This is a genomic window from Marinobacter mangrovi, from assembly GCF_016798325.1.
Taxonomy (GTDB): domain Bacteria; phylum Pseudomonadota; class Gammaproteobacteria; order Pseudomonadales; family Oleiphilaceae; genus Marinobacter_A; species Marinobacter_A mangrovi.
On the sequence record NZ_JAERVO010000008.1, the window covers coordinates 23915 to 47323 of the forward strand.

A 23409-nucleotide genomic window follows, 5' to 3' on the forward strand; every position below is an offset into this window, starting at 1 on the left:
GGAACAATTGCCCGATGTATATCTACCGACTGGTCTTCCTGCTTGTGTTGGCCGTTTACATCTTTTCCCCCAACATCCTCGACTGGTGGATTGAGCCCGGCAGTGCGTGGTACAGCCCGTTTATTGCCTGGGCCGGCCTGATTGCCGTGGGATTCTGGCTGGAATGGCGACGCGATCCCAATGAGTTTTAGTCTGACCACGCTGATCCTGGTCAGCCTCGCCTATCTATCCCTGCTTTTCGGTATTGCCCATATCACCGAGCGTGGCCTGATTCCGGCCCGCTGGGTCCGGCACCCTCTGGTCTATATCCTCAGCCTCGGCGTTTACGCGGGCATCTGGGCGATCTACGGATCGGTCGGCATGGCCAGCGTGTTCGGCTTCGGTTACCTGGCCTACTACATCGGGATCAGCGGGGCCTTCCTGCTGGCGCCTGTACTGCTCAACCCGATCCTGCGCATCGGGCGGACCTACCAGCTGACCTCGCTGGCCGACCTGTTTGCCTTCCGCTACCGAAGCCAGTGGGCCGGAACATTGGTGACCCTGCTTTCCGGGGCGGCGATCCTGTCGTTGCTGAGCATGCAGATCAAGGCGGTCGCCGATTCCGCGGCCCTGCTGTCCCCCGGCGCCTCGCCCCATATGATCGGCCTGCTGTTCAGCCTGGCGATGGTGCTGTTCACCGTATTGTTCGGTGCCCGCCGTGAGCAGGGGCAGGACAGCCACCAGGGCCTGGTCGTCGCCATCGCGTTCGACTCCCTGATCAAGTTGGTGGCCCTGCTGTTCCTCGGCGGTCTGCTGTTGTTCTCGGTGTTCGATGGCTTTGGCGGACTGGAAATCTGGCTCAACCACAACGTGGCGCTGGCCTCCCCGTTCGGCATCAAACTGGACGACGGCAGCTGGCGGGCATTGATGCTGATGTCCTTCGCGGCGGCGCTGGTCCTGCCACACATGTACCACATGATCTTCAGCGAAAACCCCAGCCCGCGAGCACTGGCCAAAGCAAGCTGGGGGCTGCCGCTGTACCTGCTGTTACTGGCAATCCCGGTGCCGCTGATCCTGTGGGGCGGGCAGGCCCTCGATGCGCCGACCGAATCGAGCTATTTCGCCCTGGGCGCCACCTTCGGCCTGGGACATCCGGCCCTGACCCTGGCCATGTACATCGCCGGGCTCTCCGCCGCCAGCGGCCTGATGATCGTCAGCACCCTGGCCCTGGCCGGTATGGTGCTCAACCATGTGGTCCTGCCCCTGCGGCCGCCGCGGGAGCGGGCGGACATCTACGGCTGGCTGCGCTGGGTCAAGCGGATACTGGTGGCAGTCATCATCTTTGCGGCACTGGTGTTCTATGAAGGGGTCGGCTCCAGGCTGGACTTCGCGACGCTCGGCATCCTGGCCCTGGCCGGCGTGCTGCAGCTGCTGCCCGGCGCGCTGGGCGTCATCTACTGGCCGGAGGGCAACCGCAAGGGGCTGATCGCCGGGCTGCTGGCAGGCGCCGGCATCTGGGCCCTGACGCTGGTGCTGCCGTTCTCGGTCGATGCCGACATCCTGATGCTCGTCGGGCTGCCTTCGGTCTCCGTGTCCAACTCCCATATCTTCGCCTTTGCCAGCCTGACCGTGAACGTCAGTGTTTTTGCCCTGATCTCGCTGCTCACGGAAACCTCCAGCGAAGAAGACAGCGCGGCCCAGTCGTGCTCACTGGGCGCGCTGTCGCGTCCACAGCGTCGCGAGCTGATGTCCGGCTCATCCGATGAGTTCAAGCAGCAACTGGCCACACCTTTGGGCCAGGCCGTTGCCAGCCGGGAAGTGAACCGTGCCCTGTTCCAGCTGCGCCTGCCCAGCATCGAGTACCGTCCCTACCAGTTGCGCCGCCTGCGCGACCAGATCGAGGTGAACCTGTCGGGCCTGATGGGGCCGTCGGTGGCCCAGGACATCGTCAAGCACCACCTCGGCTTCAAACCCCAGGCCGGCGGCCGCACCGGGCAGGACATTCACTACATTGAGAAGGCGCTGGGGGATTACCAGAGCCAGCTCACCGGTCTCGCGGGCGAGCTGGACAACCTGCGCCGCCATTACCGCCAAACGTTGCAGAACCTGCCGATCGCCGCCTGCTCGATCGGCGACGACGGCGAAATCCTGATGTGGAACCACGCCATGGAAGAAGTCACCGGCATAGCCGCAGACGATGTGGTGGGCGCCCGGCTGACGGCGCTCCCGGACCAGTGGCAGGAAATGCTGGACGATTTCGTCAGCGGCGAGGAACTGCACCGTTACAAGCACCGACTCGACATGAAGGGCCGCCCGCGCTGGTTCAACCTCCACAAATCGACGCTGAGCGGGCCAGACCATCCGGAAGGCGGCAATGTGGTGCTGGTCGAGGACCAAACCGAAACCCGCCTGCTGGAAGACGAATTGATGCACAGCGAACGCCTCGCCTCGGTCGGCCGCCTGGCCGCGGGGGTGGCGCACGAGGTGGGCAACCCGGTCACCGGGATCTCCTCTCTGGCCCAGAACCTGAAACTGGAGACCGACAACCCGGACATCCTGTCCACAGCCGACCAGATCCAGCAGCAGACCCGTCGCATCTCGCGCATCCTGCAGTCGCTCATGAACTTCGCCCGCTCCGGCAACCACGCACCGGCCAACCGCTACGAACCGGTGGAACTGCGCCGCTGCATCGATGAGTCCCTCAACCTGGTATCGCTCAGCGGCAAGGGGCGCAGCCTGCAATACAGTAACGATTGCCCGGCCGGACTCCAGGTGCTGGGCGACGAACAGCGGCTGGTGCAGGTCTTCGTCAACCTGCTGGCCAATGCGCGCGATGCCTCACCGGAGGGCAGCTTGATCCGGATCAGTGGAAAGCAGGAAGCCTACTCCGCTATCATCGAAGTCGTTGATGAGGGTGCAGGCATTCCTGCAGACCAGCTCGATCACATCTTTGAGCCTTTCTATACGACCAAGGCGCCCAACGAAGGCACCGGTCTTGGGCTCTCGCTGGTGTACAGCATCGTTGAAGAGCATTACGGTCATATCCAGGTTGAGAGTCCGGTCGCGAAAGACGGCAACGGCGGCACGTGCGTGCGGCTGAGCCTGCCGGCTTTCGAAGAGGACACAGACACCCTCCAAGAATCATGAAAGAGGCGGTTTCCCGAGGCATGCATCGTATCCTGATCGTAGAAGACGAAGAGATCATTCGCTCAGCCCTGCGCAAGCTGCTGACCCATGCCGATTACGATGTCTCCGACGCTGGCTCTGTCGATGAGGCCCGCTCCCACTATGAACTGGACGGCTTCGACCTGATCATTTCGGACCTGCGCCTGCCCGGTGCTGCCGGCACAGAGCTAATCCGCCTGGCACCCAACACCCCGGTGCTGATCATGACCAGCTACGCCAGCCTGCGATCGGCGGTGGATTCCATGAAGCTGGGCGCGGTGGAGTACATCGCCAAGCCATTCGATCACGACGAGATGCTCGCGTCGGTCGAGGACATCCTCAAACGTACCGCCGTCCGCGAGCCGGAAGCGTCCGGCGAAGACGACGCCGAGGACGAACCGCATACGGCGGAGGGCGATCCCTCCCGCATTATGTATGGCCAGTGTTCGGCCATGCAGCACGTCTTTACCCTGATTCGCAAGGTCGCCCCTACGGAGACCACGGTCCTGATCCAAGGTGAATCCGGGACCGGTAAGGAACTGGCGGCCCGCGCCCTGCACCAGCTCAGCCCGAGAGCCCGTCAGCCGCTGATCTGCGTCAACTGCGCCGCCATACCGGAAAGCCTGATCGAGTCCGAACTGTTCGGTCATGAGAAAGGCGCCTTCACCGGCGCGGTCTCCGCCCGCACTGGCCTGATTGAGGCGGCCGACGGCGGCAGCCTGTTCCTGGATGAAATTGGCGAACTGCCGGCAGAGGCCCAGGCCCGGCTGTTGCGCGTCCTGCAGGAAAGCGAAATCCGCCGGGTGGGTTCGACCCAGAGCCGCAAGGTGGATGTGCGCATGATCGCAGCAACCCACCGGAACCTGCGTGCCATGACCAAGACCGCCGAGTTCCGGGAGGACTTGTATTACCGCCTGAACGTCATGCAGATCCGCATTCCGCCTCTGCGGGAACGCGATGGCGACATCCTGGGCCTGGCCAAACGCTTCCTGCAACGCCAGGGCCAACGCATGGGCAAGCCAGACATCAGTCTCAGCCCGGAAGCCATGCGCGCGTTGGAACAGCATCGCTGGCCCGGTAACGTGCGGGAGCTGGAAAACGCCATCGAGCGGGCCACCATCCTCTGCGATGACGGTATGATCACCCCTTACCTGCTCGACCTGGATACGGACGGCACCGATGTTCACATCCCTGCCGGACTGCTGGAAGAGGAAGACCCGACGCCCGCACCGGACCCGCAGTCCTCAAACGACCTCTCTCTGGAAGACTACTTCCAGCATTTCGTGCTGGAGAACCAGGACAAGATGAGCGAGACCGAACTGGCGCAGAAACTCGGCATCAGCCGCAAGTCCCTCTGGGAGCGTCGTCAGCGCCTGGGCATCCCGCGCAAGAAAAGCTGATCCGCGCCGGCGATCGCCTCCCTGCCGGCAAACCTTTCCTTACTGTAATCCACCGTCAGGAACTGCCGCGTCCTTCGGCCTGTCGATCAAGACAGACTGGCCCACGGCGGTTGTGTCTTGCGCTCGCCCCGCTTTCGAGCAGTAAGGACGAACTGGCTAACCGGGACGCATTGACTACTCTTTAGTCAAGACACCCATTGCCACCCGTGACCCGTCAAAGTGTGAACTGCGCCTCAGCTGTTACCCGGTGTTACCTGGGGGAACAGACTCGGTCTGAGAACTGAGACCGAAGTAACACTCAGATCTAAAAAAACCCCGCCCTTCGGAAACCACTTATTCATAACCCATTGTTAATAAAGGATTACCAAAAACTGGCACGCGCACTGCAATCTATACGAGCGAACAACAACAAGAACTGAATGACGCAGCGTCAAAACAAAAACAAAAAGCTGCAATGCGCTCATCAACAAAAACAAGAATTGAGCGCGAGCGAACTGAGTGTTTTGGGTGCTGAGCTTTTTAGTGGTGCCTGACTGTTGCGAGTTGCACGTGAAGAAAAGAATCGTCTTCCAGACGGCCCTATCACTTGCTCAAATCTCGCGAAAAGTCATTGCCGCTCTCTGTGGTCAAAGCGTTCCGCTCGCATCATTCGCTCCTGGCTTGGAGCTTGCGTTCAACTGTTTTAGAGCGCGCCACAACAACAACAATGCAGATCGTCTACTCTTCTCGGCGGGTTCGTGTTTCACGTTCCCGCCTTTTGATTTTCTGGGGCCTTGAATCGGCCCCGACTTTCCTGACACCCCGGTTCCCGAATGGTTGTTCGCCTTAACTGCAACAAACCGGTAAACTCCCAGCCTAATCTCCTTGTCGTCGAACCTGCAGACCGGGTTTCTGTACGGCCAGTCCAGGCCGCCCGACGGAAATCTCCAGGCAGAGCACTCACACGACCTAACCATCAGAATCTGTATCGATGTTAGATAAGATAAAGTCCAAAATTTTCGGGAAAGGCAAAAAACAAAAATCCGCCTACCAGCGTCAGGTCATTCCCCGCGACCAGCATTCCGTCTCACGCACCCTGATCAGCGACCCGGCGAAGAAGGTCCTGAACCGCCTGAACAAGGCCGGATTTGAAGCCTATCTGGTCGGCGGCGGCGTCCGCGATATCCTGCTGGATGGCCACCCCAAGGATTTTGACGTGGCCACCAACGCCACGCCGGAGGAAGTCCGGGACCTGTTCCGCAACTCCCGCATGATCGGTCGCCGTTTCCGCATCGTGCATGTCCTGTTCGGCCGGGAAGTCATCGAAGTCACCACGTTCCGTGGCAATGCCACCGAAGCCGACAGCGATGACGATGATGAACGACGCTCCAACGAACACGGCCTGCTGCTGCGCGACAACGTCTATGGCACCATGGAAGAAGATGCGCTGCGCCGCGATTTCACGATCAACGCCCTCTACTACAGCATGGAAGATTTCAGCGTTATCGATTTCACCGGTGGCGCCGCGGATCTGCGTGAACGCCGGCTGTCGTTGATCGGCGATCCGGAAACACGCTACCGGGAAGATCCGGTCCGCATGCTGCGGGCCATTCGTTTTGCGGCCAAGCTCGACTTCAGCCTGGCGCCGGAAACGGAAGCCCCGATTCGCGAACTGGCACCGCTGCTGACTCATATTCCGCCGGCCCGCCTGTTCGATGAAGTGCTCAAGCTGTTCTCCGCCGGTTACGGGGCCACCACCTACGACCTGCTTCAGGCCTATGGCCTGTTCGCACCGCTGTTCCCGGCCACCGCGGTCGCCATTGAACACGGCGAGCCGGACGGCGTGATCCGCCGCGCGCTGGAGAACACCGATCGCCGCATCAACCAGGGTAAGTCCGTTACACCTTATTTCATGTATGCCGCGTTGATCTGGCCGGCTCTGCAGGCCGAGTGGAAGCGCCGTCAGGATCAAGGCGAGGCGGCCCAACCGGCCCTGCATGCCGCCATCGCCCGCGTGATTGGGCAGCAGGTGCAAGCGACCGCCATTCCGCGTCGCTTCTCCGGCCCCATGAAAGAGATCTGGGAACTGCAGATGCGCCTGCCCCGTCGCAACGGCAAGCGCGCCTTTGCGACGCTGGAACATCCACGCTTCCGGGCCGCCTACGATTTCCTGCTGGTGCGTGAAGCCGCCGGCGAGGATACCGAAGGCCTCGGACAATGGTGGACCGATTTCCAGAATGCCGATGAGCGCGGTCGCGAGAACATGCTCTCGGAGCTGGGCCCGGCCGGCCCCCGCAACCGGCGCCGCAAGCGTCGCAAAAAGCCCCAGTCCAAGGACTGACCATGGGTATGGTTGACGCCTACATCGGACTGGGCAGCAACCTGGCCGATCCGCTGAGCCAGCTGGCCGGCGCCCTGGCGCGGCTGGCGGCCCTGCCCCGGACGCACCTCGTCGCCCAATCCCCTTTCTATGCCAGCCGCCCGGTGGGCCCCCAGGATCAGCCCGATTTCGTAAACGGCGCCGTCCACCTGCAAACCGAACTTGCCCCCCTGGAACTGCTGGACGCCCTACAGAGCATCGAGCAGGCCCACCAGCGCGAACGCGTCCAACGCTGGGGGCCGCGCACGCTGGACCTGGACCTGCTGATCTACGGCACCCAGACCATCAACCACGACCGACTGACCGTTCCCCATGTCGAGCTGGTCAACCGGGATTTTGTCCTGCAGCCCCTGCTGGATCTGTCCCCGAACCTGCAACTGCCGGATGGCCGCCGCGTCGCCGACCTGCGCCAACAGTGCGTGGACAACGGATTACGCCGCCTCCACCCTGTCCCGGGCAGCCTTGCCTCCTCAGGGGGTGACGATTAATCTAGGGACTTCCCCGGACAATCCCGGCGCCTCCTCCATAATCCACCCATAAGGCAAGGATTCTATGGCTGTCACCATCAACACGCTGCGTGAACGCAAGCAGAACCACGAAACCTTTTCCGTACTGACGGCATACGATGCCACTTTCGCCCAATTGATCAGCGAAGCCGGTGTTGATGTCATGCTGATTGGCGATTCCCTGGGCATGGTGTTGCAGGGGAACGACAGTACGATTCCGGTGACCATGGAAGAGATGTGTTACCACACCCGCGCCGTCGCCAAGGGCAACCGGGGCGCACTGATCATGGCGGACATGCCGTTCATGAGTTATGGCACCACCGAAGCCGCCCTGGAGAATGCAGCCGCCCTGATGCGCGCCGGCGCCCACATGCTCAAGCTGGAAGGGACCGACTGGATGAAAGACACCATCCATGCCCTCAGCGAGCGCGGCGTCCCGGTTTGCGCCCACCTGGGCCTGACGCCGCAGTTCGTGAACAAGTTTGGCGGTTTCAAGGTGCAGGGTCGCGGTGACGCCCAGGCGGACGCCATGGTCGAGCACGCGCGCCTGCTGGTGGATGCCGGCGCCGACGTCATCCTGCTGGAATGCGTGCCGGCGGCGCTGGCGAAACGCATTACCGAGAGCGTCAACGCACCGGTGATCGGCATCGGCGCCGGCTCGGACACCGACGGCCAGGTCCTGGTCATGCACGACATGCTGGGTGCCACCACGGGCCGCACGCCGCGGTTCGTCAAGAATTTCCTGGCGGAGGCCGACTCGATCCAGGGCGCTTTCGAGGCCTACGTCGCCGCCGTCCGGGACAGACGCTTTCCTGCTGAGGAGCACACGTTCAAGTCATGAGAACGGTACACACCATCAAGGAGCTCCGCGCGCTTCTGAACAGCCATCGCCAGCACGGCCACCGTGTTGGCTTGGTGCCCACCATGGGCAACCTGCACGCCGGCCATATTTCACTGGTGGAAAAGGCGCTGTTACAGGCCGATGTGGTGGTCACGAGCATCTTCGTCAATCCGATGCAGTTCGGCGCTGGCGAGGATCTGGAAACCTACCCGCGCACCCTGCGGGAAGACCAGGAAAAACTCGAGGCGGCCGGCAATCACATCGTGTTCGCCCCCAGCGTCGAAGAGGTCTATCCGCATGGTCTGGTCCAGCAGACCCAGGTCTCGGTCCCAGTGGTTAGCGAAGGCCATTGCGGTGCCAGTCGGCCGGGCCATTTCGACGGCGTATCCACCGTCGTCTCCATGCTGTTCAACATGGTCCAGCCTGATGTGGCGGTATTCGGCGAGAAAGACTTCCAGCAGTTGGCCGTGATCCGCAAGATGGTCGCCGACCTGTTCATGCCGGTGGAAATTGTCGGCGCGCCGACCCACCGCGAAGACAACGGCCTCGCCCGCAGCTCCCGCAACGGCTATCTGAACGAACAGGAGCGGGCCATCGCCCCCACATTGTTCCAGACGCTGCAGACCACGGCCAAGGCGCTGAAAGACGGCGACCGCGACTTCGCCACGCTGGAGAGCGACGCGCAAACCCGCCTGACCGAAGCCGGCTTCCGGCCGGACTACTACAACATCGTAAACAGCCTAACGCTGAAGCCGGCAAAGAAGGACGACACACAGATCACCATCCTCGCTGCCGCCTTTCTGGGAACCACTCGACTGATCGACAACCTATCCATTAATCGCTAGTCGCGGGGTCGGGTCAGCAACGATCCGGCGCCGTAACGGCAACCCACCAGGGAGAGGACATGAGTACGAGCAAGCCAGGCCTGACCGAAAAACCGGAATGGAAAACCCTGATCGACCATCAGGCCAGCCTCAAAGACACGCACATGCGGGATCTGTTCGACCAGGACCCGGAGCGTTTCCAGAACTACTTCACCACCGCCGCCGGCATCTCCCTGGACTATTCGAAGAACCTGATCACCCGCGAGACCATGCCCCACCTGATGGCGCTGGCCCGGGCCTGCAAGGTGCCGGAACAGATCGAAGCCATGTTCCGCGGCGACAACATCAACACCAGCGAAAACCGCCCGGCCCTGCACACGGCCCTGCGCAACCTGAGTGATGAACCGATGCGCGTCGGCGACCAGGACATCATGCCGGAAGTCCGCTCAACGCTGGCGCGAATGGAAGAGTTCGTGTGGCGCATTCGCAGCACCCAGTGGCGCGGGTTCACCAACAAACCGTTTACCGACGTGGTCAGTATCGGCATCGGCGGCTCTTTCCTTGGCCCCAAACTGGTATCCGCGGCGCTCAAACCCTACTGGCACGGCCGCCTGAACTGTCACTACGTGGCCAACATCGACGGTAGCCACATCACCGAAGTCCTGCGCCACATCAATCCGGAAACCACCCTGTTCCTGATCCAGTCCAAGTCCTTCAAAACCCAGGAAACGCTGGAAAACACCAAGGTGGCCCGGGAATGGTTCCTGCACAACGGTGGTGACGAAGCCCTGATCTCCAAACACTTCGTCGCGGTCACCGCCAACGAAAAAGAAGCCATCGATTTCGGCATCGCCGAGGAAAACATCTTTCCCATGTGGGACTGGGTCGGCGGTCGCTACTCGCTGTGGTCGGCTATCGGTCTACCCACCGCGCTCACCATCGGCATGGAAAACTTCCGCTCGCTGCTGTCCGGCGCCCACGCCATGGACCAGCACTTCAAGAACGCGCCGCTGGAAGAAAACCTGCCGGTCATCCTGGCGCTTCTCGGCGTCTGGTACGGCAACTTCTGGGGCGCCGACGCCCACGCCATCCTGCCGTACGACCATTACCTCCGGGGTCTGCCGGCTCACCTGCAGCAGCTGGATATGGAAAGTAACGGCAAGTGCGTCACCCACGATGGCACGTCCGTGAATTACGAGACCGGCCCGATCATCTGGGGCGGCGCCGGCGCCAACGGCCAGCACGCCTATCACCAGCTGCTGCACCAAGGCACCCGCATGTCACCGGCGGACTTCATCATCCCGCTGCGGACCCATAACCCGGTGGCCACGCACCACGCCATCCTGTTTGCCAACTGCCTGAGTCAGGCCCAGGCGCTGATGCGCGGCAAGAATCTCGACGAGGCGCGGGCGGAACTGCGCGATCAGGGACTGGATGAAGCCGCCATCGAAAAGCTGGCGCCGCATAAAGTGATCCCGGGCAACAAACCGTCGAACACCATCCTGTTCGAGCGCAGCACACCGCGCACGGTGGGTGCCCTGGTCGCGCTTTACGAGCACAAGACGTTCGTTCAGGGCGCGATCTGGGATGTGGATTCGTTCGATCAGTGGGGCGTGGAGCTGGGTAAACAGCTGGGGCAGGCTATCCTCGACCGCCTGCTCGCCTCCAGCGATGACAAGCAGACCGACAGCTCAACCGATGGCCTGATCGATCTGTTCCGGCGCAAGCACAAAGACGACGCCTGACGTCTGGCGTCCAGTTGGAAACGCTCAGGGGCGCGGTGAAATCGCCCGCCCCTGCCAGCTAAAGGGGATGGGCCACAGCTTCTGGTCCCCGGTGTATTCGGCCCAGAGCTGCTGGTAGGTCCTGTTCTTTTGCGGATGCTCAACGGCCGGGGCAATTTCAGCCAGAGGCCGCAGTACAAACGCATTGGTGAGGATTTCGCCGCGCGGCAACTCGACACCATCGATCACGCCCACCCGGTCATCGTAGGTCAGGATATCCAGATCCAGCGTGCGCGGACTGAACTTCGGCATGCCGGGCCGGCGCCCGTTTTCCACTTCCAGGCCCTTGAGAAAGCGCGACAGCGTGGCAATGGATTCCCCGGTGCGAATCCCAACCACCAGATTGTAAAAGGGACTCCCGTCGAAGCCGACCGACTCACTCTCGTAGACGGACGACACGGCGAACAGCTCGTAACGCTCGGACAGGGCATTCAGCGCCGCCAGCACGTGGCGCTCACGGTCCACATTGCTGCCGATACCGAGGTAGACGGTCGCTGCAAAAGACACTAACGCGCTCCCCTCTCGATGCGCACCCCGACACTTCGGGCATCCGGAACGGCGCCCGGTTTGCGCAGGCGCAGACTCAGCCAATTGACGCCGTGGCGCTTGCGAATCTCGGCGGCCAGGGATTCCGCAGCGGCCTCCAGCAGTCTGGGCTGATTGTCCCGGAACCACTGGCGGATGGTTTCGCTGACAGCGGCATAATCCAGCGCGTCCGCGACATCGTCGCTGACGCCAGGCGCCCGATTATCCCAAGCCATTTCCAGGTCGATTTCCAAGCGCTGAAGGATGTGCCGCTCCCATTCGTAGTCACCGATCACGGTTTCCACGACGAGCCCTTCGATAAATACCGTGTCTGTCACGGGTAAGTCGCCCTCATTAAAAACTTGCGGCCTGCCTCACATTCCCATTAACGTGATTTCAGACCATTCTCCGACGCACGCACGACGTGCGGGGGAGCGATTCTCGCACAATCGACTGTTCGACGTCTCTGCCCATGCCCGAAACCGCACTGACTGTGATCACCGGTCTCTTCGCCTACCTCATGGGCTCGATCCTGTTTGCACCGCTGATCTGCCGCCTTTGGCGATTGCCGGATCCACGAGCCCTGGGCTCCGGCAATCCCGGCGCCACCAATGTCTATCGTGCCGGCGGTTGGCTGCCTGCCCTGGTCACGCTGGCGCTGGATGCCCTCAAGGGCGCTATCCCGGTCTGGATAGGCACGGCTTTTGATCTCGGCCCGGTCGCACTGGCCGTCGTTGCCCTGTGCGCGGTCACCGGCCACATGCTTCCCCTGTTTGCCCGCTTCCAGGGCGGCAAGGGCGTGGCCACCGCACTGGGTGCCGGCCTCGCTCTGGCGCCGCTCACCACCGTGATTCTGGCCAGCCTGTGGAGCCTGATAATGTGGCGCTGGCATATTTCGTCGCTGGCGTCCGTGACTGCGGCCGTTGCCGGCCCCATCATCAGTACGCTGCTGGAACCTGACGCCCTGCCCCTGTTCGGCCTCCTGACCCTGCTGATCCTGGTGCGTCACCGGGACAACCTGATCCGCCTGGCGCAGCGCCGGGAACCGCCGGTGTAAGCCCGACTTACGCTTTCAGACCGTTAACGCAGGGTGTTTCCAGTGACGGCAATGTATTCATTGGCCAGCGCGGAACCGCCACAATCCGGTCCCCGTCCCGCTGCCCGGCCAGCAGCCGCTGGCAGCCGGCATAGGCAATCATCGCCCCATTATCGGTGCAGAACTCCGGCCGGGCGTAGAACACTTCGGCCCGCAGCTTTCCAACCATGGTCTCCAGGGCCGCCCGCAGACGCCGGTTGGCACTGACGCCCCCGGCTACGACCAGACGCTTGCAGCCCGACGCTTCCAGCGCCCGGCGGCATTTGATCGCCAGGGTATCGACCACCGCGCTTTCAAACGCCAACGCGATATCGGCCCGGGTCTGGTCATCCAGACCGCCATTGGCCTCGGCGTCATTCACCGTGTTGAGCGTGTAGGTCTTCAGGCCGCTGAAGCTGAAATCCAGCCCCGGCCGGTCGGTCATTGGGCGCGGAAACCGGTAGCGACCTTCCCGGCCCTGCTCGGCCAGCTTCGCCACGCGCGGACCGCCCGGGTAGTCCAGTCCCAGCATCTTGGCGGTCTTGTCGAACGCTTCGCCGGCAGCATCGTCCACGGACTCGCCCAGCAATTCGTACTGCCCGATGCCGTCGACCCGAACCAACTGCGTGTGGCCGCCGGAGACCAGCAGGGCCACAAACGGAAACGCCGGCGGATTGTCTTCCAGCATCGGCGCCAACAGGTGCCCTTCCATGTGGTGGACGCCCAGCACCGGAATATCCAGCGCCATCGCCAGCGCATGTGCCACCGAACCACCGACCATCAGCGCGCCGATCAGCCCCGGACCCGCGGTGTAGGTCACCGCGTCCAGATCGTGACGGGTACAACCGGCCTCGGCCAGCACCTGGTCACACAGCGGCAGCAGCTTGCGGACGTGATCCCGGGAGGCAAGCTCCGGCACCACACCGCCATAGTCGGCGTGCATGTCGATCTGACTGAACAGCGCATGGGACAGCAGGCCACGCTCGTTATCGAACAGCGCGACACCGGTTTCATCGCAAGAGGTCTCGATTCCAAGAACCAGCATATTGAACTTCCACAAGGGCGCCCCTATATACGGGGCAGGTAAAAATGACGCCGTATTTTACCAGATCAGGGCCAGCGCGGCCGCTGTGGTTTTCCCTGGCCTGTCGCGGCCGTGATGATCGAATTGAACGCTTTACAACCAGCCAGATAAGACGCTATCATTGCCGCCCTTAAATCTGCGCTGGTCGAGTTTTAGACAATTCTCGTCTGATCTGCGCGAGATCAAACGAATCATCAGCGCCAGGCACGGGCCTTGAGCCCGCGCGGGAACTGAACTCAAACCGAATCGATCTTAAAGGTAGGTGATTTTCGAATGCCAGCTGTTAAAGTGAAAGAGAATGAGCCATTCGACGTAGCGCTGCGTCGCTTCAAGCGGTCTTGTGAAAAGGCCGGCATTCTGTCCGAAGTGCGTCGTCGTGAGCACTACGAGAAGCCGACTGCCGTTCGTAAGCGTAAAGCTGCCGCTGCCGTCAAGCGCCATCTCAAGAAGCTTCAGCGGGAACAGCGCAAGTTCGAGCGTCTGTACTGAGTTTCAGACCGCCCGGATTTGCCGCTTCACACCCCTGACCGGCACGCCGGTCAGGGGTGCATGCATCCGATGCCGTCGAGGCCCTGCTTCGGCGGCATTTTTTGGCTTGTGGGTGCCCTCTTTTCGTCCTGACTCCGCGCCATAGCAAAGCGCAATGACCCCGCTCACAGGCCAACTGGCAACCCGAGCGATTTGGTCTAGTCTCTTGATGCTGAGTTTTACAACGCCGGAGATGTCATGAGCGGCCTGATCCCTCAACGCTTTATCGATGAGCTTCTGGACCGGGTTGACCTGGCCGAGCTGATTGGAAGCCGGATCACACTGAAGAAGGCCGGCGGTAACTACAAGGCCCGCTGCCCCTTCCACGACGAAAAGACGCCATCGTTCAACGTACGCCCTGACAAAGGGTTCTATCACTGTTTCGGCTGCGGCGCCCATGGCGACGCCATCAGCTTCGTCCGCGAATACGACAATCTGGGATTCACCGAAGCCGTCGAGGAACTGGCACGTCGTATGGGCCTGGAAGTGCCCTACGACAAGGCGGCCCGCCAGGAAATGCAGCAGGTGCGGACGCTGACGGATGCCCTGGAGTTTGCCAACCAGTTCTATCGCGATGCCCTGAACCAGCCGGGTGCCGCCCTGGCGAGGGACTATCTGCGCCAACGCGGTCTCGATGCGGCCACAATCGAACAGTATCAGATCGGTTTCGCCCCGGGTGACGGCGCTGTCCTGCATCAAGCGGCCGAGCCGGCGCTGCGCGGACCGCTGATCGAAACCGGCACGGTGTCGGACAAATACGGACGACCGCGGGACCTGTTCCGCAACCGGATCATGTTCCCGATCCGCAATACGCGGGGTCGCACGATCGCGTTCGGCGGCCGCACACTGGGCGACGACAAGGCGAAGTACATCAACTCGCCGGAATCGGACGTGTTTCACAAGAGCCGGGAAATCTACGGCCTGTTTGAAGCACAGAAAAGCCTCCGGCGACTGGACCGCCTGCTGGTGGTCGAGGGCTATATGGACGTCATCGCCCTCGCCCAGCACGGCATCCATGAAGCAGTGGCGACATTGGGTACCGCCACCAACCAGGACAGCCTGCAGGCGCTGCTGCGCCATGTTCGGCACGTGGTGTTCTGCTTCGATGGCGACAAAGCCGGCTTCCGGGCCGCCGACCGCGCCATGGACAACGCCCTGGAACTGATGGCAGACGGTCTGCACCTGCAGTTCCTGATGCTGCCCGAGGGCGAGGACCCGGACACGCTGGTCCGCAAGGAAGGCGCCGAAGCCTTCCGCCAGCGAATTGAGGGCGCCGCGCCACTGTCGCGCTTCCTGTTCGACCGGCAGAGCGAGGGCCTGGACCTGAACCTGCCGGAGCATCGCGGGGAGCTGCGAGCGCGGGTCGAGCCGCTGCTCAACAAGATGCCGCGCAGCACGCTGCGCGATGCCATGTGGCACGAAATGATGCGCCTGTGTGGCCGCCGCGAATGGCAGCCACGACGGGATGGCAATGGCAACAAGGGGAAAGGCTTCCGGGGTAAAGGATTCAAGGGCCCGGAGCGCATCAGCGAAGAACCGGTTGAAGTCCGCCTGAGCCGAGACAGCAGCCTCAGCCTCGCCCTGATCGAAGCGCCGGATCTGGCAGAAGAAGTGCTGGAAGCCGCTCGCCAGGATCGCAGCCTGCGACAATCAGGCCGCCTGGCGCACTGGATTCGCGAGTCGAATCTGAAGCAACACCGGGACGTCATTACCGCGTTGGCCTTTGACAGTCGGGCCCGGTCACAGTTTTACCACCTGTTCGACGGCATCGAGCATGTCCCCGAACGGGAGAACACCATCGCCTCGGCCAGAGAAATCCTGACACCGAACCGCGAGGCGGTTCGAAAGCAGAGAATCGCAGCGCTGATCAAGCGCAAGGCCGCCGGCGAGTTTACCGCGGAAGATCACCGCGAACTGAAGCGCCTGAGCAGTGGTGAGGGCGGTTGAACCTTTTCGCAAATGCCCAATCGAAAGGCATTGTGGAGGTTACTTACTGGGGTTTCTCTTGAAACAGGGAGACCGTGCCACAACTTAAGCTTTGTGGCAGAGAATTTGAGCGACAGCTATAATGGCTGTTTATCTTTTCATCTTTTTACCAGCGAGTCCATAGGGTGTCTATGTCAGGCAGCAATTCGCAGAAGTCCCGTTTGAAAGATCTCATTGCCCGCGGCAAAGAGCAAGGTTACCTGACCTACGCCGAAGTCAATGACCACTTGCCTGAGGATATAGCGGATCCGGATCAGGTGGAAGACATCATCCGGATGATTAACGACATGGGCATCCAGGTATCCGAGGAAGCCCCGGATGCCGATACGCTGCTCATGACCGATGGCGACACCGCAGCAGATGAAGCGGCGGCGGCTGAAGCGGCCGCGGCGCTGGCTGCCGTGGAAACCGACGCTGGCCGCACGACGGACCCGGTGCGCATGTACATGCGCGAAATGGGCACCGTCGAGCTGCTGACCCGCGAAGGTGAGATCGTGATTGCCAAGCGCATCGAGGAAGGTATCCGCGATGTGATGGCTGCGATTGCGCACTTCCCTGGTACGGCTGCCACTGTCATTCAGGCTTACGACCGCATTATCGAGAACGAAGGCCGGTTGAGCGACATCGTCACCGGCTTCCTCGACCCGGACGACGCCGAGCCCTTCATGGGCGAGGACACCAGCAGCACCAATGACGAGTCCGCGTCCTCCAGCGATGACGACGACGATTCCGAGGAAGAAACCGACAACGGTCCGGATCCGGAAGAAACCCGCCTGCGCTTCGAACTGCTGCGTGAAAAGCTGGACGTTGCCGAGAAGGCGCTTGAGAAGCACGGTCGGGATTCCGAGAAAGCCCAGGACGCCCTGAACGAGCTGGGACAGGTCTTCGCGCCGTTCAAGCTGGCCAACAAGGCCTTCGAAGAACTGGTGAACGTCATTCGCTCCACCAACGAGGCGGTTCGCGAAAACGAGCGCGCCATCATGGCCATCTGCGTGCGCGAAAGCCGCATGCCGCGCAAGGACTTCATCAAGTCCTTCCCGGGCAACGAGACCAATCTGGCCTGGGCCGAAGAGGCCGCCAAAGCCAAGGGTGCCCACGCTGAGCGGATTGCCGAGCGCCTGGACGAAATCGTACGGATGCAGAAACGCATTGCGAACGTCCAGAATGACGTCAACCTGACCGTTCCGGAAATCAAGGAAATCAACCGCCGCGTGTCCATTGGTGAGGCCAAGGCCCGCCGAGCCAAGAAGGAAATGGTTGAGGCCAACCTGCGTCTGGTCATCTCCATCGCCAAGAAGTACACCAACCGCGGCCTGCAGTTCCTGGATCTGATCCAGGAAGGCAACATCGGCCTGATGAAGGCGGTGGACAAGTTCGAATACCGTCGTGGTTACAAGTTCTCAACCTACGCCACTTGGTGGATTCGCCAGGCGATCACCCGCTCCATCGCGGACCAGGCCCGGACCATCCGGATCCCGGTTCACATGATCGAAACGATCAACAAGCTCAACCGGATTTCCCGCCAGATGCTGCAGGAAATGGGTCGCGAACCGACGCCGGAAGAGCTGGGTGAGCGCATGGAAATGCCGGAAGACAAGATCCGCAAGGTCCTGAAGATCGCCAAAGAGCCGATCTCCATGGAAACCCCGATCGGTGACGATGAAGACTCCCACCTGGGCGATTTCATCGAGGACATCCAGGCGCTGTCGCCGGTGGATTCCGCCACGGCCGAAGGCCTGCGCGAGGCCACCCGCTCCGTCCTGGCCGGCTTGACCGCGCGGGAATCCAAGGTGCTGCGGATGCGTTTCGGTATCGAGATGAACACCGACCACACGCTGGAAGAAGTCGGCAAGCAGTTCGACGTCACCCGCGAGCGGATCCGTCAGATCGAAGCCAAGGCCCTGCGCAAGCTGCGTCATCCTTCGCGCTCCGATCACCTGCGCGGCTTCATCGACGACCACAACTCCTGATCGAGCTTTCGCCGGGCCGCCCTCGCGGCCCGCGCAACAAGCTCTGGCGGGCGCCCTGTACGATGAGTATAATGGCGCCCGTTTTTAGTTTCCCTCCGGGCCTTTAGCTCAGTTGGTTAGAGCAGTCGACTCATAATCGATTGGTCGCTGGTTCAAGTCCAGCAAGGCCCACCATTCTTTTGGTTATGTTTTACCCCCAGTCGAGCGGTATCTCGAGATTCAATTGAGAGTCGCTGGACTAATCCAGTCTCGTATCACAGATACGAGCCGTTTCCGGCGCACGAAGCGCTGCTTCGTTAAATGCGCGCCAGAAACCCAGCAAGGCCGGTGCATGACCGACACTGCCTTCTGTATCCACTGCTCCTACAAAACGCCCATGGTTCAACCGTGAGTTGTTGGACTAACTCCTTTCAGCCGCCAAACCAACCGCATCAAACGGCGTCGCCATCAACGTATCCAGCAGCGCCTGCCCGGCGACCGATAACCCTCGCTCGGATGACAGCAGCACACCGATCGGTCGCTCGATCACCGGATCTCGCAGTGGCAGGCAGCGCGCGCCCAGGGCCTGCATCTGGCCGATGCACAAGGCCGGTACGGCGCTGACGCCCAGACCGGCGGAGACCATTCGGCCGACCGTTGAAAGCTGGTGGCTTTCGAGTTCGACGGGCAATGTCTGGGCCTGAGCGGCCAATGTCTCTTCCAGCATATATCGCACGGCCGACGGGCGTTGGAGCGCAATGAAGGGTTCTTTCAGGAGCTGGTCCCAGGCCAGATCGTGACTCTCCGCCAGCGGCGAGTCCGACGGTACAACAGCGACGAAACGGTCCATGTAAAGCGGCGTAAAGGTCAGCCGGGAAGCCGCCGAAGGCTCGAAGGCAATGCCCAGTTCGACCTGTCCAATCTGGACCCGGTCGATGACGTCTTCGTTGATGACATCCTGGATGGTCACACTGATCTTGGGGTAGCGGGCCCGGAAATCCTTGAGGATGCCGGGCAGCAGGTTGCCGGCAAAGGACGGCATGGCCGCTACGGTCACACGACCCAGCTCCAGTTCGAAGCGCTGACGGATCTCGTCCCGGGCGTTGTCCCAGTCCGCCATCAGGCGGCGCGCCAGGGGTAACAGCGCCTCCCCTTCGGGCGTCAGACGAACGTTCCGGGTGGTCCGGCTGAACAAGGCGCCGCCGAGGCTCTCTTCCAGTGCCTTGATCGACAGGCTGAGCGCGGACTGGGACAGATGCAGCCGTTCGCACGCTTGGGCAAAACTCAAGGTCTGGGCTACCGCCAGGAAAGCCCGAAGTTGTTTCACCGTCATGCGATCACCCCGCTGCTAACTGATTGACCTCATTGTATCGCCGGCCTTTTGTTTTATAAAACCAATCAATTCTTCAATATTACAAACTTAACAAATCAACGGCAGGCCGCGAGACTCTGTGCCATACAGCAACAATAAAACAGAGGAGGCGGCACTATGGCCGGTTTCGATAAACGCGTGAGCTCCTATGAAGAGGCGATGGCCGGCCTGGAAGACGGCATGACCCTGCTGGCCGGTGGCTTCGGGCTCTGCGGCATCCCGGAAAACCTGATCGCCGAGATCAAACGCAAGGGCACCCGTGACCTGACCGTGGCGTCCAACAACTGCGGCGTCGACGGTTTTGGCCTGGGCCTGCTGCTGGAAGATTGCCAGATCCGCAAGATGATCGCGTCCTATGTGGGCGAAAACGCGCTGTTCGAAAAGCAGCTGCTGGACGGCGATCTCGAAGTCGAGCTGACCCCGCAGGGCAACCTGGCCGAGCGCATGCGCGCCGCCGGCGCGGGCATTCCCGCCTTCTACACCGCCACCGGTTACGGCACCCGCATCGCCGAAGGCAAGGAGACCCGTCTGTTCGGGGATCGCCATTACGTTCTGGAAGAGGCGCTGCCCGGCGATTTCGCCATCGTGAAGGGCTGGAAAGCCGACACCTACGGCAACGTCATCTACCGCCATACCGCTCGCAACTTCAATCCGCTCGTCGCCATGGCGGGCAAGGTCACGGTTGTCGAAGTGGAAGAGATCGTCGCTCCCGGCGAACTGGATCCCGCCGCAATCCACACGCCCGGCATTTACGTGGACCGACTGATCTGCGGGACGTTCGAGAAGCGGATCGAGAAGCGGACCGTCCGCGGCTGAGCCGCCTGAGACGTCCGTTTTCCGCCGACCCAATCAGAACAAGAGGAACAGACCATGGCACTGACCCGCGAACAGATGGCGCAACGCGTCGCCGCCGAACTGGAAGACGGTTTCTACGTCAATTTGGGCATTGGCATCCCGACGCTGGTGGCCAATTATGTCCCCGCCGGCATCGAGGTGATGCTTCAGTCCGAGAACGGCCTGCTCGGCATGGGCCCGTTCCCCACCGAGGAACAGGTCGATCCGGACATGATCAACGCCGGCAAGCAGACCGTGACGGCCCAGCCGGGCGCTTCCATTGTCGATTCCGCCGACTCCTTTGCGATGATCCGGGGCGGTCACGTCGACCTGACCGTGCTGGGCGCCTTTGAAGTGGACGTCCAGGGCAACATCGCCTCCTGGATGGTGCCGGGCAAACTGGTGAAAGGCATGGGCGGCGCCATGGATCTGGTGGCCGGGGCCGAGAACATCATCGTCACCATGACCCATGCGTCCAAGTCCGGTGAACCCAAATTGCTGCAGGCATGCACCCTGCCCCTGACCGGCGCGGGTTGCATCAAGCGTGTGCTGACGGATCTGGCCTACATCGAGATCGAGAACGGCCAGTTTGTCCTCAAGGAACGGGCACCCGGGGTGAGTGTCGAGGAAATCATCCGGAAGACCGGCGGCGAGCTGGTGGTACCCGACTCTGTGCCGGAGATGACCGTCGCCGGATAACCGGTTTTCCAGACGACAGAACCACCCAAGCCCCGCCTGCGGGGCTTTCTTGGTTTCGTCACCCCTGTCTTTGCGAGTCCGAATAACGTCACAAACACAATAAACGGAGTATCCATTCAATGCTCAATCGCGCATCGAAACCCTTCGTCCGGCTGGTCGAACGCTACCTGCCTGATCCCTACATTTTCGTTCTGCTGCTGACCCTGGTGGTCTTCGTCGCCGCTATGGGCGTGGAAGGCCAGTCGCCTCAGGCCGTCGTCACCATGTGGGGTGACGGCTTCTGGAACCTGCTTACGTTTTCCATGCAGATGCTGCTGGTGCTGATCAGCGGCTACATGCTGGCCAACACACCCCTGGTGAAAGGCATCCTGGACCGGATCGCCGGCCTGGCCCGGTCCCCCGGGCAGGCTATCCTCCTGGTTACTTTCGTCGCCCTCACCGCCAGCTGGATCAACTGGGGCTTCGGCCTGGTGGTCGGTGCCCTGTTTGCGAAGGCACTGGCCCGTCGTATCCAGGTGCACTACCCGCTGCTGATTGCCAGTGCCTACTCGGGCTTCATCGTCTGGCACGGCGGTCTGGCCGGTTCCATTCCACTGACCATCGCCACCGAGGGTCATTTCGCCGAGGGCATGATCGGTGTGATTGGTACCGGCGAGACCATTTTTTCCTTCTTTAACCTGGCGATCGTGGTGGCGCTGTTTGTCCTCGTCCCGATCGTGAACCGCCTGATGCTGCCGCCACAGAGCGAGAGCATCTTCGTGGATCCGAAAAAACTGGACGACGGTAGCGACGAAGCGGTCTCCATCACCCGTCCGGCGGAACACCTGGAAAACAGCCGTCTGCTGGCGTGGCTGGTCGGTTTTGCCGGCCTGGCGTTTACCTTCCAGTATTTCGTCAAAGACGGCGGGCTGAACCTGAACATCGTGAACTTCATGTTCCTGTTCCTCGCCATCATCCTGCACCAAACCCCACGCCGCCTGCTCATCAGCCTGAATGAAGCGATCAGCGGCGGAGCCGGCATCGTCATCCAGTTCCCGTTCTATGCGGGCATCATGGCGATCATGACCCAGTCCGGTCTGGCCGGGACCATTTCCAGCGGTTTCGCCTCGATTGCCAGCGCCGACACCCTGCCGTTCTGGAGCTTTATCAGTGCGGGCGTGGTCAACATCTTCGTACCGTCCGGTGGCGGTCAGTGGGCCGTGCAGGCTCCGGTGATGATTCCGGCCGCCCAGCAGCTCGGCGCCGATATTCCCCGTGTCGCCATGGCCGTGGCCTGGGGCGATGCCTGGACCAACCTGCTGCAGCCCTTCTGGGCGTTGCCGGTGCTGGCCATCGCCGGCCTGAAAGCCAAGGACATCATGGGCTACTGCCTGTTGCTGCTGATCATTACCGGTGTATTGATCAGCCTTGGGCTGACGTTCCTGTAGGCCTAGCCTCCAAGCCATCAAAGCCCCGCACGGCGGGGCTTTTTTGTGGGCATCAGTTGGGACTGGAGAAGCGCGCCCGATAATCGGTGGGCAGGATCGACAGGTACTTGCGGAAGGTGCGACGAAGCTGCTCATCCGACGAAAAGCCGCAGCGAAAGGCGATGCTTTTCAGGGGCAATTCCGTGTCCTGCAACAGGCGGCGCGCCTTGTCGAGACGCGAGCGCTCGACAAACTCCAGGGGACTCATCCCGGTTTCTTTCTGGAACAGCCGCGTGAGATGGCGCAGGCTCATGGCGGCTTCCTCAGCCAACTCCTGGGACGTAAAGGGCGTCTCCAGATGATCCAGGATCCAGGCCTGAATGCGCCGCACGGCGGAGGACTGGGACATCTGACTGGCCAGGTCCGCACTGAACTGGGACTGCCCGCCCGGCCGCTTGAGGAAGATCACCAGATCCCGCGCCACTTCCAGCGCCAGCTTGTGACCGCAGTCCCGCTCCACAAAGGCCAGCGACAGGTCGATCGCCGCACTCACGCCGGCCGACGTCCACAGGTTGTCCTGCTGGATAAAAATCGCATCCACGTCCACCTCGATCGCCGGAAAACGCTGCTCCAGCCGCTTCGACATGCGCCAGTGGGTGGTCGCCCGCCGGCCATCCAACAGTCCGGCTTCCGCCAGGAAGAAGGTGCCCGTACACAGTGCCGCGAACCGTTTGATCCGCGGCGCACTGGTTTTCACCCAGTCGATCACACCTTGGGCGTTGGCCATGGAGCCTTCGATATCATGGGCGCCGGCCACCAGGGCGGTATCGGGCAGATCGTCCGGATCGAGTCGCTGGGCGGCTTCCAGCGTCATGACCGTGTCGGATACCACGGGTCCGGCGATCGCGGCGGCCACCCGGATGTCATAAAACGCGGGCATCCCCTGGCTTTCCAGGTGCTTGTTAGCATAGGTGAACACCGTCAGCGGGCCGATGGCCTCCAGTGATTTGAACCCCGGATAGATGACCAGATCAACGCGGTGTCTCTGGCGTTCGGACATGCAAAACCTCTTCACTGAAGGACGGATGGCGCG

Annotated in this window: 20 protein-coding genes and 1 tRNA gene; 16 read left to right on the forward strand and 5 right to left on the reverse strand. The window is 61.7% G+C overall.

Annotated elements, in window-relative coordinates; translation table 11 throughout:
- Window positions 1-14: 14 nt before the first annotated feature.
- From JL474_RS19405 to pgi, 8 genes are all read left to right on the forward strand, one after another.
- Window positions 15-191 (forward strand): hypothetical protein, encoded by a 177-nt coding sequence (locus tag JL474_RS19405; RefSeq protein WP_165495810.1) that lies wholly within the window; start codon window positions 15-17, stop codon window positions 189-191.
- Window positions 181-3126 carry a sensor histidine kinase gene (locus JL474_RS19410; protein ID WP_236012394.1) on the forward strand — a complete coding sequence of 982 codons (2946 nt, stop codon included), beginning with the start codon at window positions 181-183 and terminating at the stop codon, window positions 3124-3126. The genes JL474_RS19405 and JL474_RS19410 overlap by 11 nt, the downstream gene beginning before the upstream one ends.
- A 20-nt stretch (window positions 3127-3146) precedes the next feature.
- Complete coding sequence (locus tag JL474_RS19415) at window positions 3147-4544, forward strand: sigma-54-dependent transcriptional regulator (protein ID WP_123636201.1); 1398 nt, start codon at window positions 3147-3149, stop codon at window positions 4542-4544.
- Window positions 4545-5514: 970 nt separating this feature from the next.
- Window positions 5515-6864 (forward strand): polynucleotide adenylyltransferase PcnB, encoded by a 1350-nt coding sequence (pcnB, locus tag JL474_RS19420; protein ID WP_123636202.1) that lies wholly within the window; start codon window positions 5515-5517, stop codon window positions 6862-6864.
- Between the two features lie 8 nt (window positions 6865-6872).
- Window positions 6873-7391, forward strand: a complete 519-nt coding sequence (gene folK, locus JL474_RS19425; RefSeq protein WP_203143757.1) for a 2-amino-4-hydroxy-6-hydroxymethyldihydropteridine diphosphokinase — start codon at window positions 6873-6875, stop codon at window positions 7389-7391.
- A gap of 64 nt (window positions 7392-7455) precedes the next feature.
- Window positions 7456-8250 carry a 3-methyl-2-oxobutanoate hydroxymethyltransferase gene (gene panB, locus JL474_RS19430; RefSeq protein ID WP_203143485.1) on the forward strand — a complete coding sequence of 265 codons (795 nt, stop codon included), beginning with the start codon at window positions 7456-7458 and terminating at the stop codon, window positions 8248-8250.
- Window positions 8247-9095, forward strand: coding sequence for a pantoate--beta-alanine ligase (gene panC / locus JL474_RS19435; RefSeq protein WP_203143486.1), 849 nt, complete (start codon window positions 8247-8249; stop codon window positions 9093-9095). The genes panB and panC overlap by 4 nt, the downstream gene beginning before the upstream one ends.
- A 59-nt stretch (window positions 9096-9154) precedes the next feature.
- On the forward strand, window positions 9155-10819 hold the full coding sequence (gene pgi / locus JL474_RS19440) for a glucose-6-phosphate isomerase (RefSeq protein ID WP_203143489.1): 1665 nt from the start codon (window positions 9155-9157) through the stop codon (window positions 10817-10819).
- Window positions 10820-10843: 24 nt separating this feature from the next.
- Here the strand turns inward: pgi and folK (JL474_RS19445) are convergent, their stop codons facing one another.
- Window positions 10844-11365 carry a 2-amino-4-hydroxy-6-hydroxymethyldihydropteridine diphosphokinase gene (gene folK, locus JL474_RS19445; RefSeq protein WP_203143491.1) on the reverse strand — a complete coding sequence of 174 codons (522 nt, stop codon included), beginning with the start codon at window positions 11363-11365 and terminating at the stop codon, window positions 10844-10846.
- Entirely contained in the window at window positions 11365-11721 is a 357-nt protein-coding gene (gene folB / locus JL474_RS19450) for a dihydroneopterin aldolase (protein ID WP_203143493.1), read from the reverse strand. Before folB ends, folK (JL474_RS19445) begins: the two co-directional genes overlap by 1 nt.
- A 134-nt stretch (window positions 11722-11855) precedes the next feature.
- Between folB and plsY the strand changes: the two genes are divergently transcribed.
- Window positions 11856-12440 carry a glycerol-3-phosphate 1-O-acyltransferase PlsY gene (plsY, locus tag JL474_RS19455; RefSeq protein WP_203143495.1) on the forward strand — a complete coding sequence of 195 codons (585 nt, stop codon included), beginning with the start codon at window positions 11856-11858 and terminating at the stop codon, window positions 12438-12440.
- A gap of 7 nt (window positions 12441-12447) precedes the next feature.
- Here the strand turns inward: plsY and tsaD are convergent, their stop codons facing one another.
- A complete protein-coding gene (gene tsaD, locus JL474_RS19460; RefSeq protein WP_203143497.1) occupies window positions 12448-13503 on the reverse strand; it encodes a tRNA (adenosine(37)-N6)-threonylcarbamoyltransferase complex transferase subunit TsaD in 1056 nt (351 codons plus the stop codon).
- 312 nt (window positions 13504-13815) lie between these two features.
- Between tsaD and rpsU the strand changes: the two genes are divergently transcribed.
- The 4 genes from rpsU (at window position 13816) to JL474_RS19480 (ending at window position 18200) form a co-directional block, all read left to right on the forward strand.
- Window positions 13816-14031 (forward strand): 30S ribosomal protein S21, encoded by a 216-nt coding sequence (rpsU, locus tag JL474_RS19465; RefSeq protein WP_004578868.1) that lies wholly within the window; start codon window positions 13816-13818, stop codon window positions 14029-14031.
- Window positions 14032-14268: 237 nt separating this feature from the next.
- Window positions 14269-16017: a DNA primase gene (gene dnaG, locus JL474_RS19470; RefSeq protein ID WP_203143499.1), complete on the forward strand. Its 1749-nt coding sequence runs from the start codon at window positions 14269-14271 to the stop codon at window positions 16015-16017.
- Between the two features lie 170 nt (window positions 16018-16187).
- Entirely contained in the window at window positions 16188-18026 is a 1839-nt protein-coding gene (gene rpoD / locus JL474_RS19475) for an RNA polymerase sigma factor RpoD (protein WP_123636211.1), read from the forward strand.
- A 97-nt stretch (window positions 18027-18123) separates the two neighbouring features.
- Window positions 18124-18200, forward strand: a tRNA-Ile gene (locus JL474_RS19480).
- A 226-nt stretch (window positions 18201-18426) separates the two neighbouring features.
- On the opposite strand, the gene JL474_RS19485 is transcribed toward JL474_RS19480, so the two are convergent.
- On the reverse strand, window positions 18427-19338 hold the full coding sequence (locus tag JL474_RS19485; protein ID WP_203143501.1) for a LysR family transcriptional regulator: 912 nt from the start codon (window positions 19336-19338) through the stop codon (window positions 18427-18429).
- 156 nt (window positions 19339-19494) lie between these two features.
- Here JL474_RS19485 and JL474_RS19490 point away from each other — a divergent pair, with 156 nt between their 5' ends.
- From JL474_RS19490 to JL474_RS19500, 3 genes are all read left to right on the forward strand, one after another.
- Window positions 19495-20193: a CoA transferase subunit A gene (locus JL474_RS19490; RefSeq protein WP_203143503.1), complete on the forward strand. Its 699-nt coding sequence runs from the start codon at window positions 19495-19497 to the stop codon at window positions 20191-20193.
- A gap of 54 nt (window positions 20194-20247) precedes the next feature.
- Window positions 20248-20910 carry a CoA transferase subunit B gene (locus JL474_RS19495; protein WP_123636215.1) on the forward strand — a complete coding sequence of 221 codons (663 nt, stop codon included), beginning with the start codon at window positions 20248-20250 and terminating at the stop codon, window positions 20908-20910.
- Window positions 20911-21029: 119 nt separating this feature from the next.
- The gene (locus JL474_RS19500; RefSeq protein WP_203143505.1) at window positions 21030-22337 is read left to right on the forward strand and encodes a short-chain fatty acid transporter; all 1308 of its coding nucleotides are present in this window, start codon (window positions 21030-21032) and stop codon (window positions 22335-22337) included.
- A 52-nt stretch (window positions 22338-22389) separates the two neighbouring features.
- Here JL474_RS19500 and JL474_RS19505 read toward each other — a convergent pair whose 3' ends face one another.
- On the reverse strand, window positions 22390-23376 hold the full coding sequence (locus JL474_RS19505) for a GlxA family transcriptional regulator (protein WP_123636217.1): 987 nt from the start codon (window positions 23374-23376) through the stop codon (window positions 22390-22392).
- Window positions 23377-23409 lie beyond the last annotated feature (33 nt).

What these genes read in the sequence shown, in the direction of transcription:
- JL474_RS19405 (WP_165495810.1), top strand. Translation starts at nt 15, where the DNA reads ATGTATATCTACCGACTGGTCTTCCTGCTTGTGTTGGCCGTTTACATC.
- pcnB (WP_123636202.1), top strand. Translation starts at nt 5,515, where the DNA reads ATGTTAGATAAGATAAAGTCCAAAATTTTCGGGAAAGGCAAAAAACAA.
- panC (WP_203143486.1), top strand. Translation starts at nt 8,247, where the DNA reads ATGAGAACGGTACACACCATCAAGGAGCTCCGCGCGCTTCTGAACAGC.
- panB (WP_203143485.1), top strand. Translation starts at nt 7,456, where the DNA reads ATGGCTGTCACCATCAACACGCTGCGTGAACGCAAGCAGAACCACGAA.
- rpoD (WP_123636211.1), top strand. Translation starts at nt 16,188, where the DNA reads ATGTCAGGCAGCAATTCGCAGAAGTCCCGTTTGAAAGATCTCATTGCC.
- plsY (WP_203143495.1), top strand. Translation starts at nt 11,856, where the DNA reads ATGCCCGAAACCGCACTGACTGTGATCACCGGTCTCTTCGCCTACCTC.
- pgi (WP_203143489.1), top strand. Translation starts at nt 9,155, where the DNA reads ATGAGTACGAGCAAGCCAGGCCTGACCGAAAAACCGGAATGGAAAACC.
- tsaD (WP_203143497.1), bottom strand. Translation starts at nt 13,503, where the DNA reads ATGCTGGTTCTTGGAATCGAGACCTCTTGCGATGAAACCGGTGTCGCG.
- JL474_RS19415 (WP_123636201.1), top strand. Translation starts at nt 3,147, where the DNA reads ATGCATCGTATCCTGATCGTAGAAGACGAAGAGATCATTCGCTCAGCC.
- JL474_RS19505 (WP_123636217.1), bottom strand. Translation starts at nt 23,376, where the DNA reads ATGTCCGAACGCCAGAGACACCGCGTTGATCTGGTCATCTATCCGGGG.
- dnaG (WP_203143499.1), top strand. Translation starts at nt 14,269, where the DNA reads ATGAGCGGCCTGATCCCTCAACGCTTTATCGATGAGCTTCTGGACCGG.
- folK (WP_203143757.1), top strand. Translation starts at nt 6,873, where the DNA reads ATGGTTGACGCCTACATCGGACTGGGCAGCAACCTGGCCGATCCGCTG.
- rpsU (WP_004578868.1), top strand. Translation starts at nt 13,816, where the DNA reads ATGCCAGCTGTTAAAGTGAAAGAGAATGAGCCATTCGACGTAGCGCTG.
- JL474_RS19485 (WP_203143501.1), bottom strand. Translation starts at nt 19,338, where the DNA reads ATGACGGTGAAACAACTTCGGGCTTTCCTGGCGGTAGCCCAGACCTTG.
- JL474_RS19500 (WP_203143505.1), top strand. Translation starts at nt 21,030, where the DNA reads ATGCTCAATCGCGCATCGAAACCCTTCGTCCGGCTGGTCGAACGCTAC.
- JL474_RS19490 (WP_203143503.1), top strand. Translation starts at nt 19,495, where the DNA reads ATGGCCGGTTTCGATAAACGCGTGAGCTCCTATGAAGAGGCGATGGCC.
- JL474_RS19495 (WP_123636215.1), top strand. Translation starts at nt 20,248, where the DNA reads ATGGCACTGACCCGCGAACAGATGGCGCAACGCGTCGCCGCCGAACTG.
- JL474_RS19410 (WP_236012394.1), top strand. Translation starts at nt 181, where the DNA reads ATGAGTTTTAGTCTGACCACGCTGATCCTGGTCAGCCTCGCCTATCTA.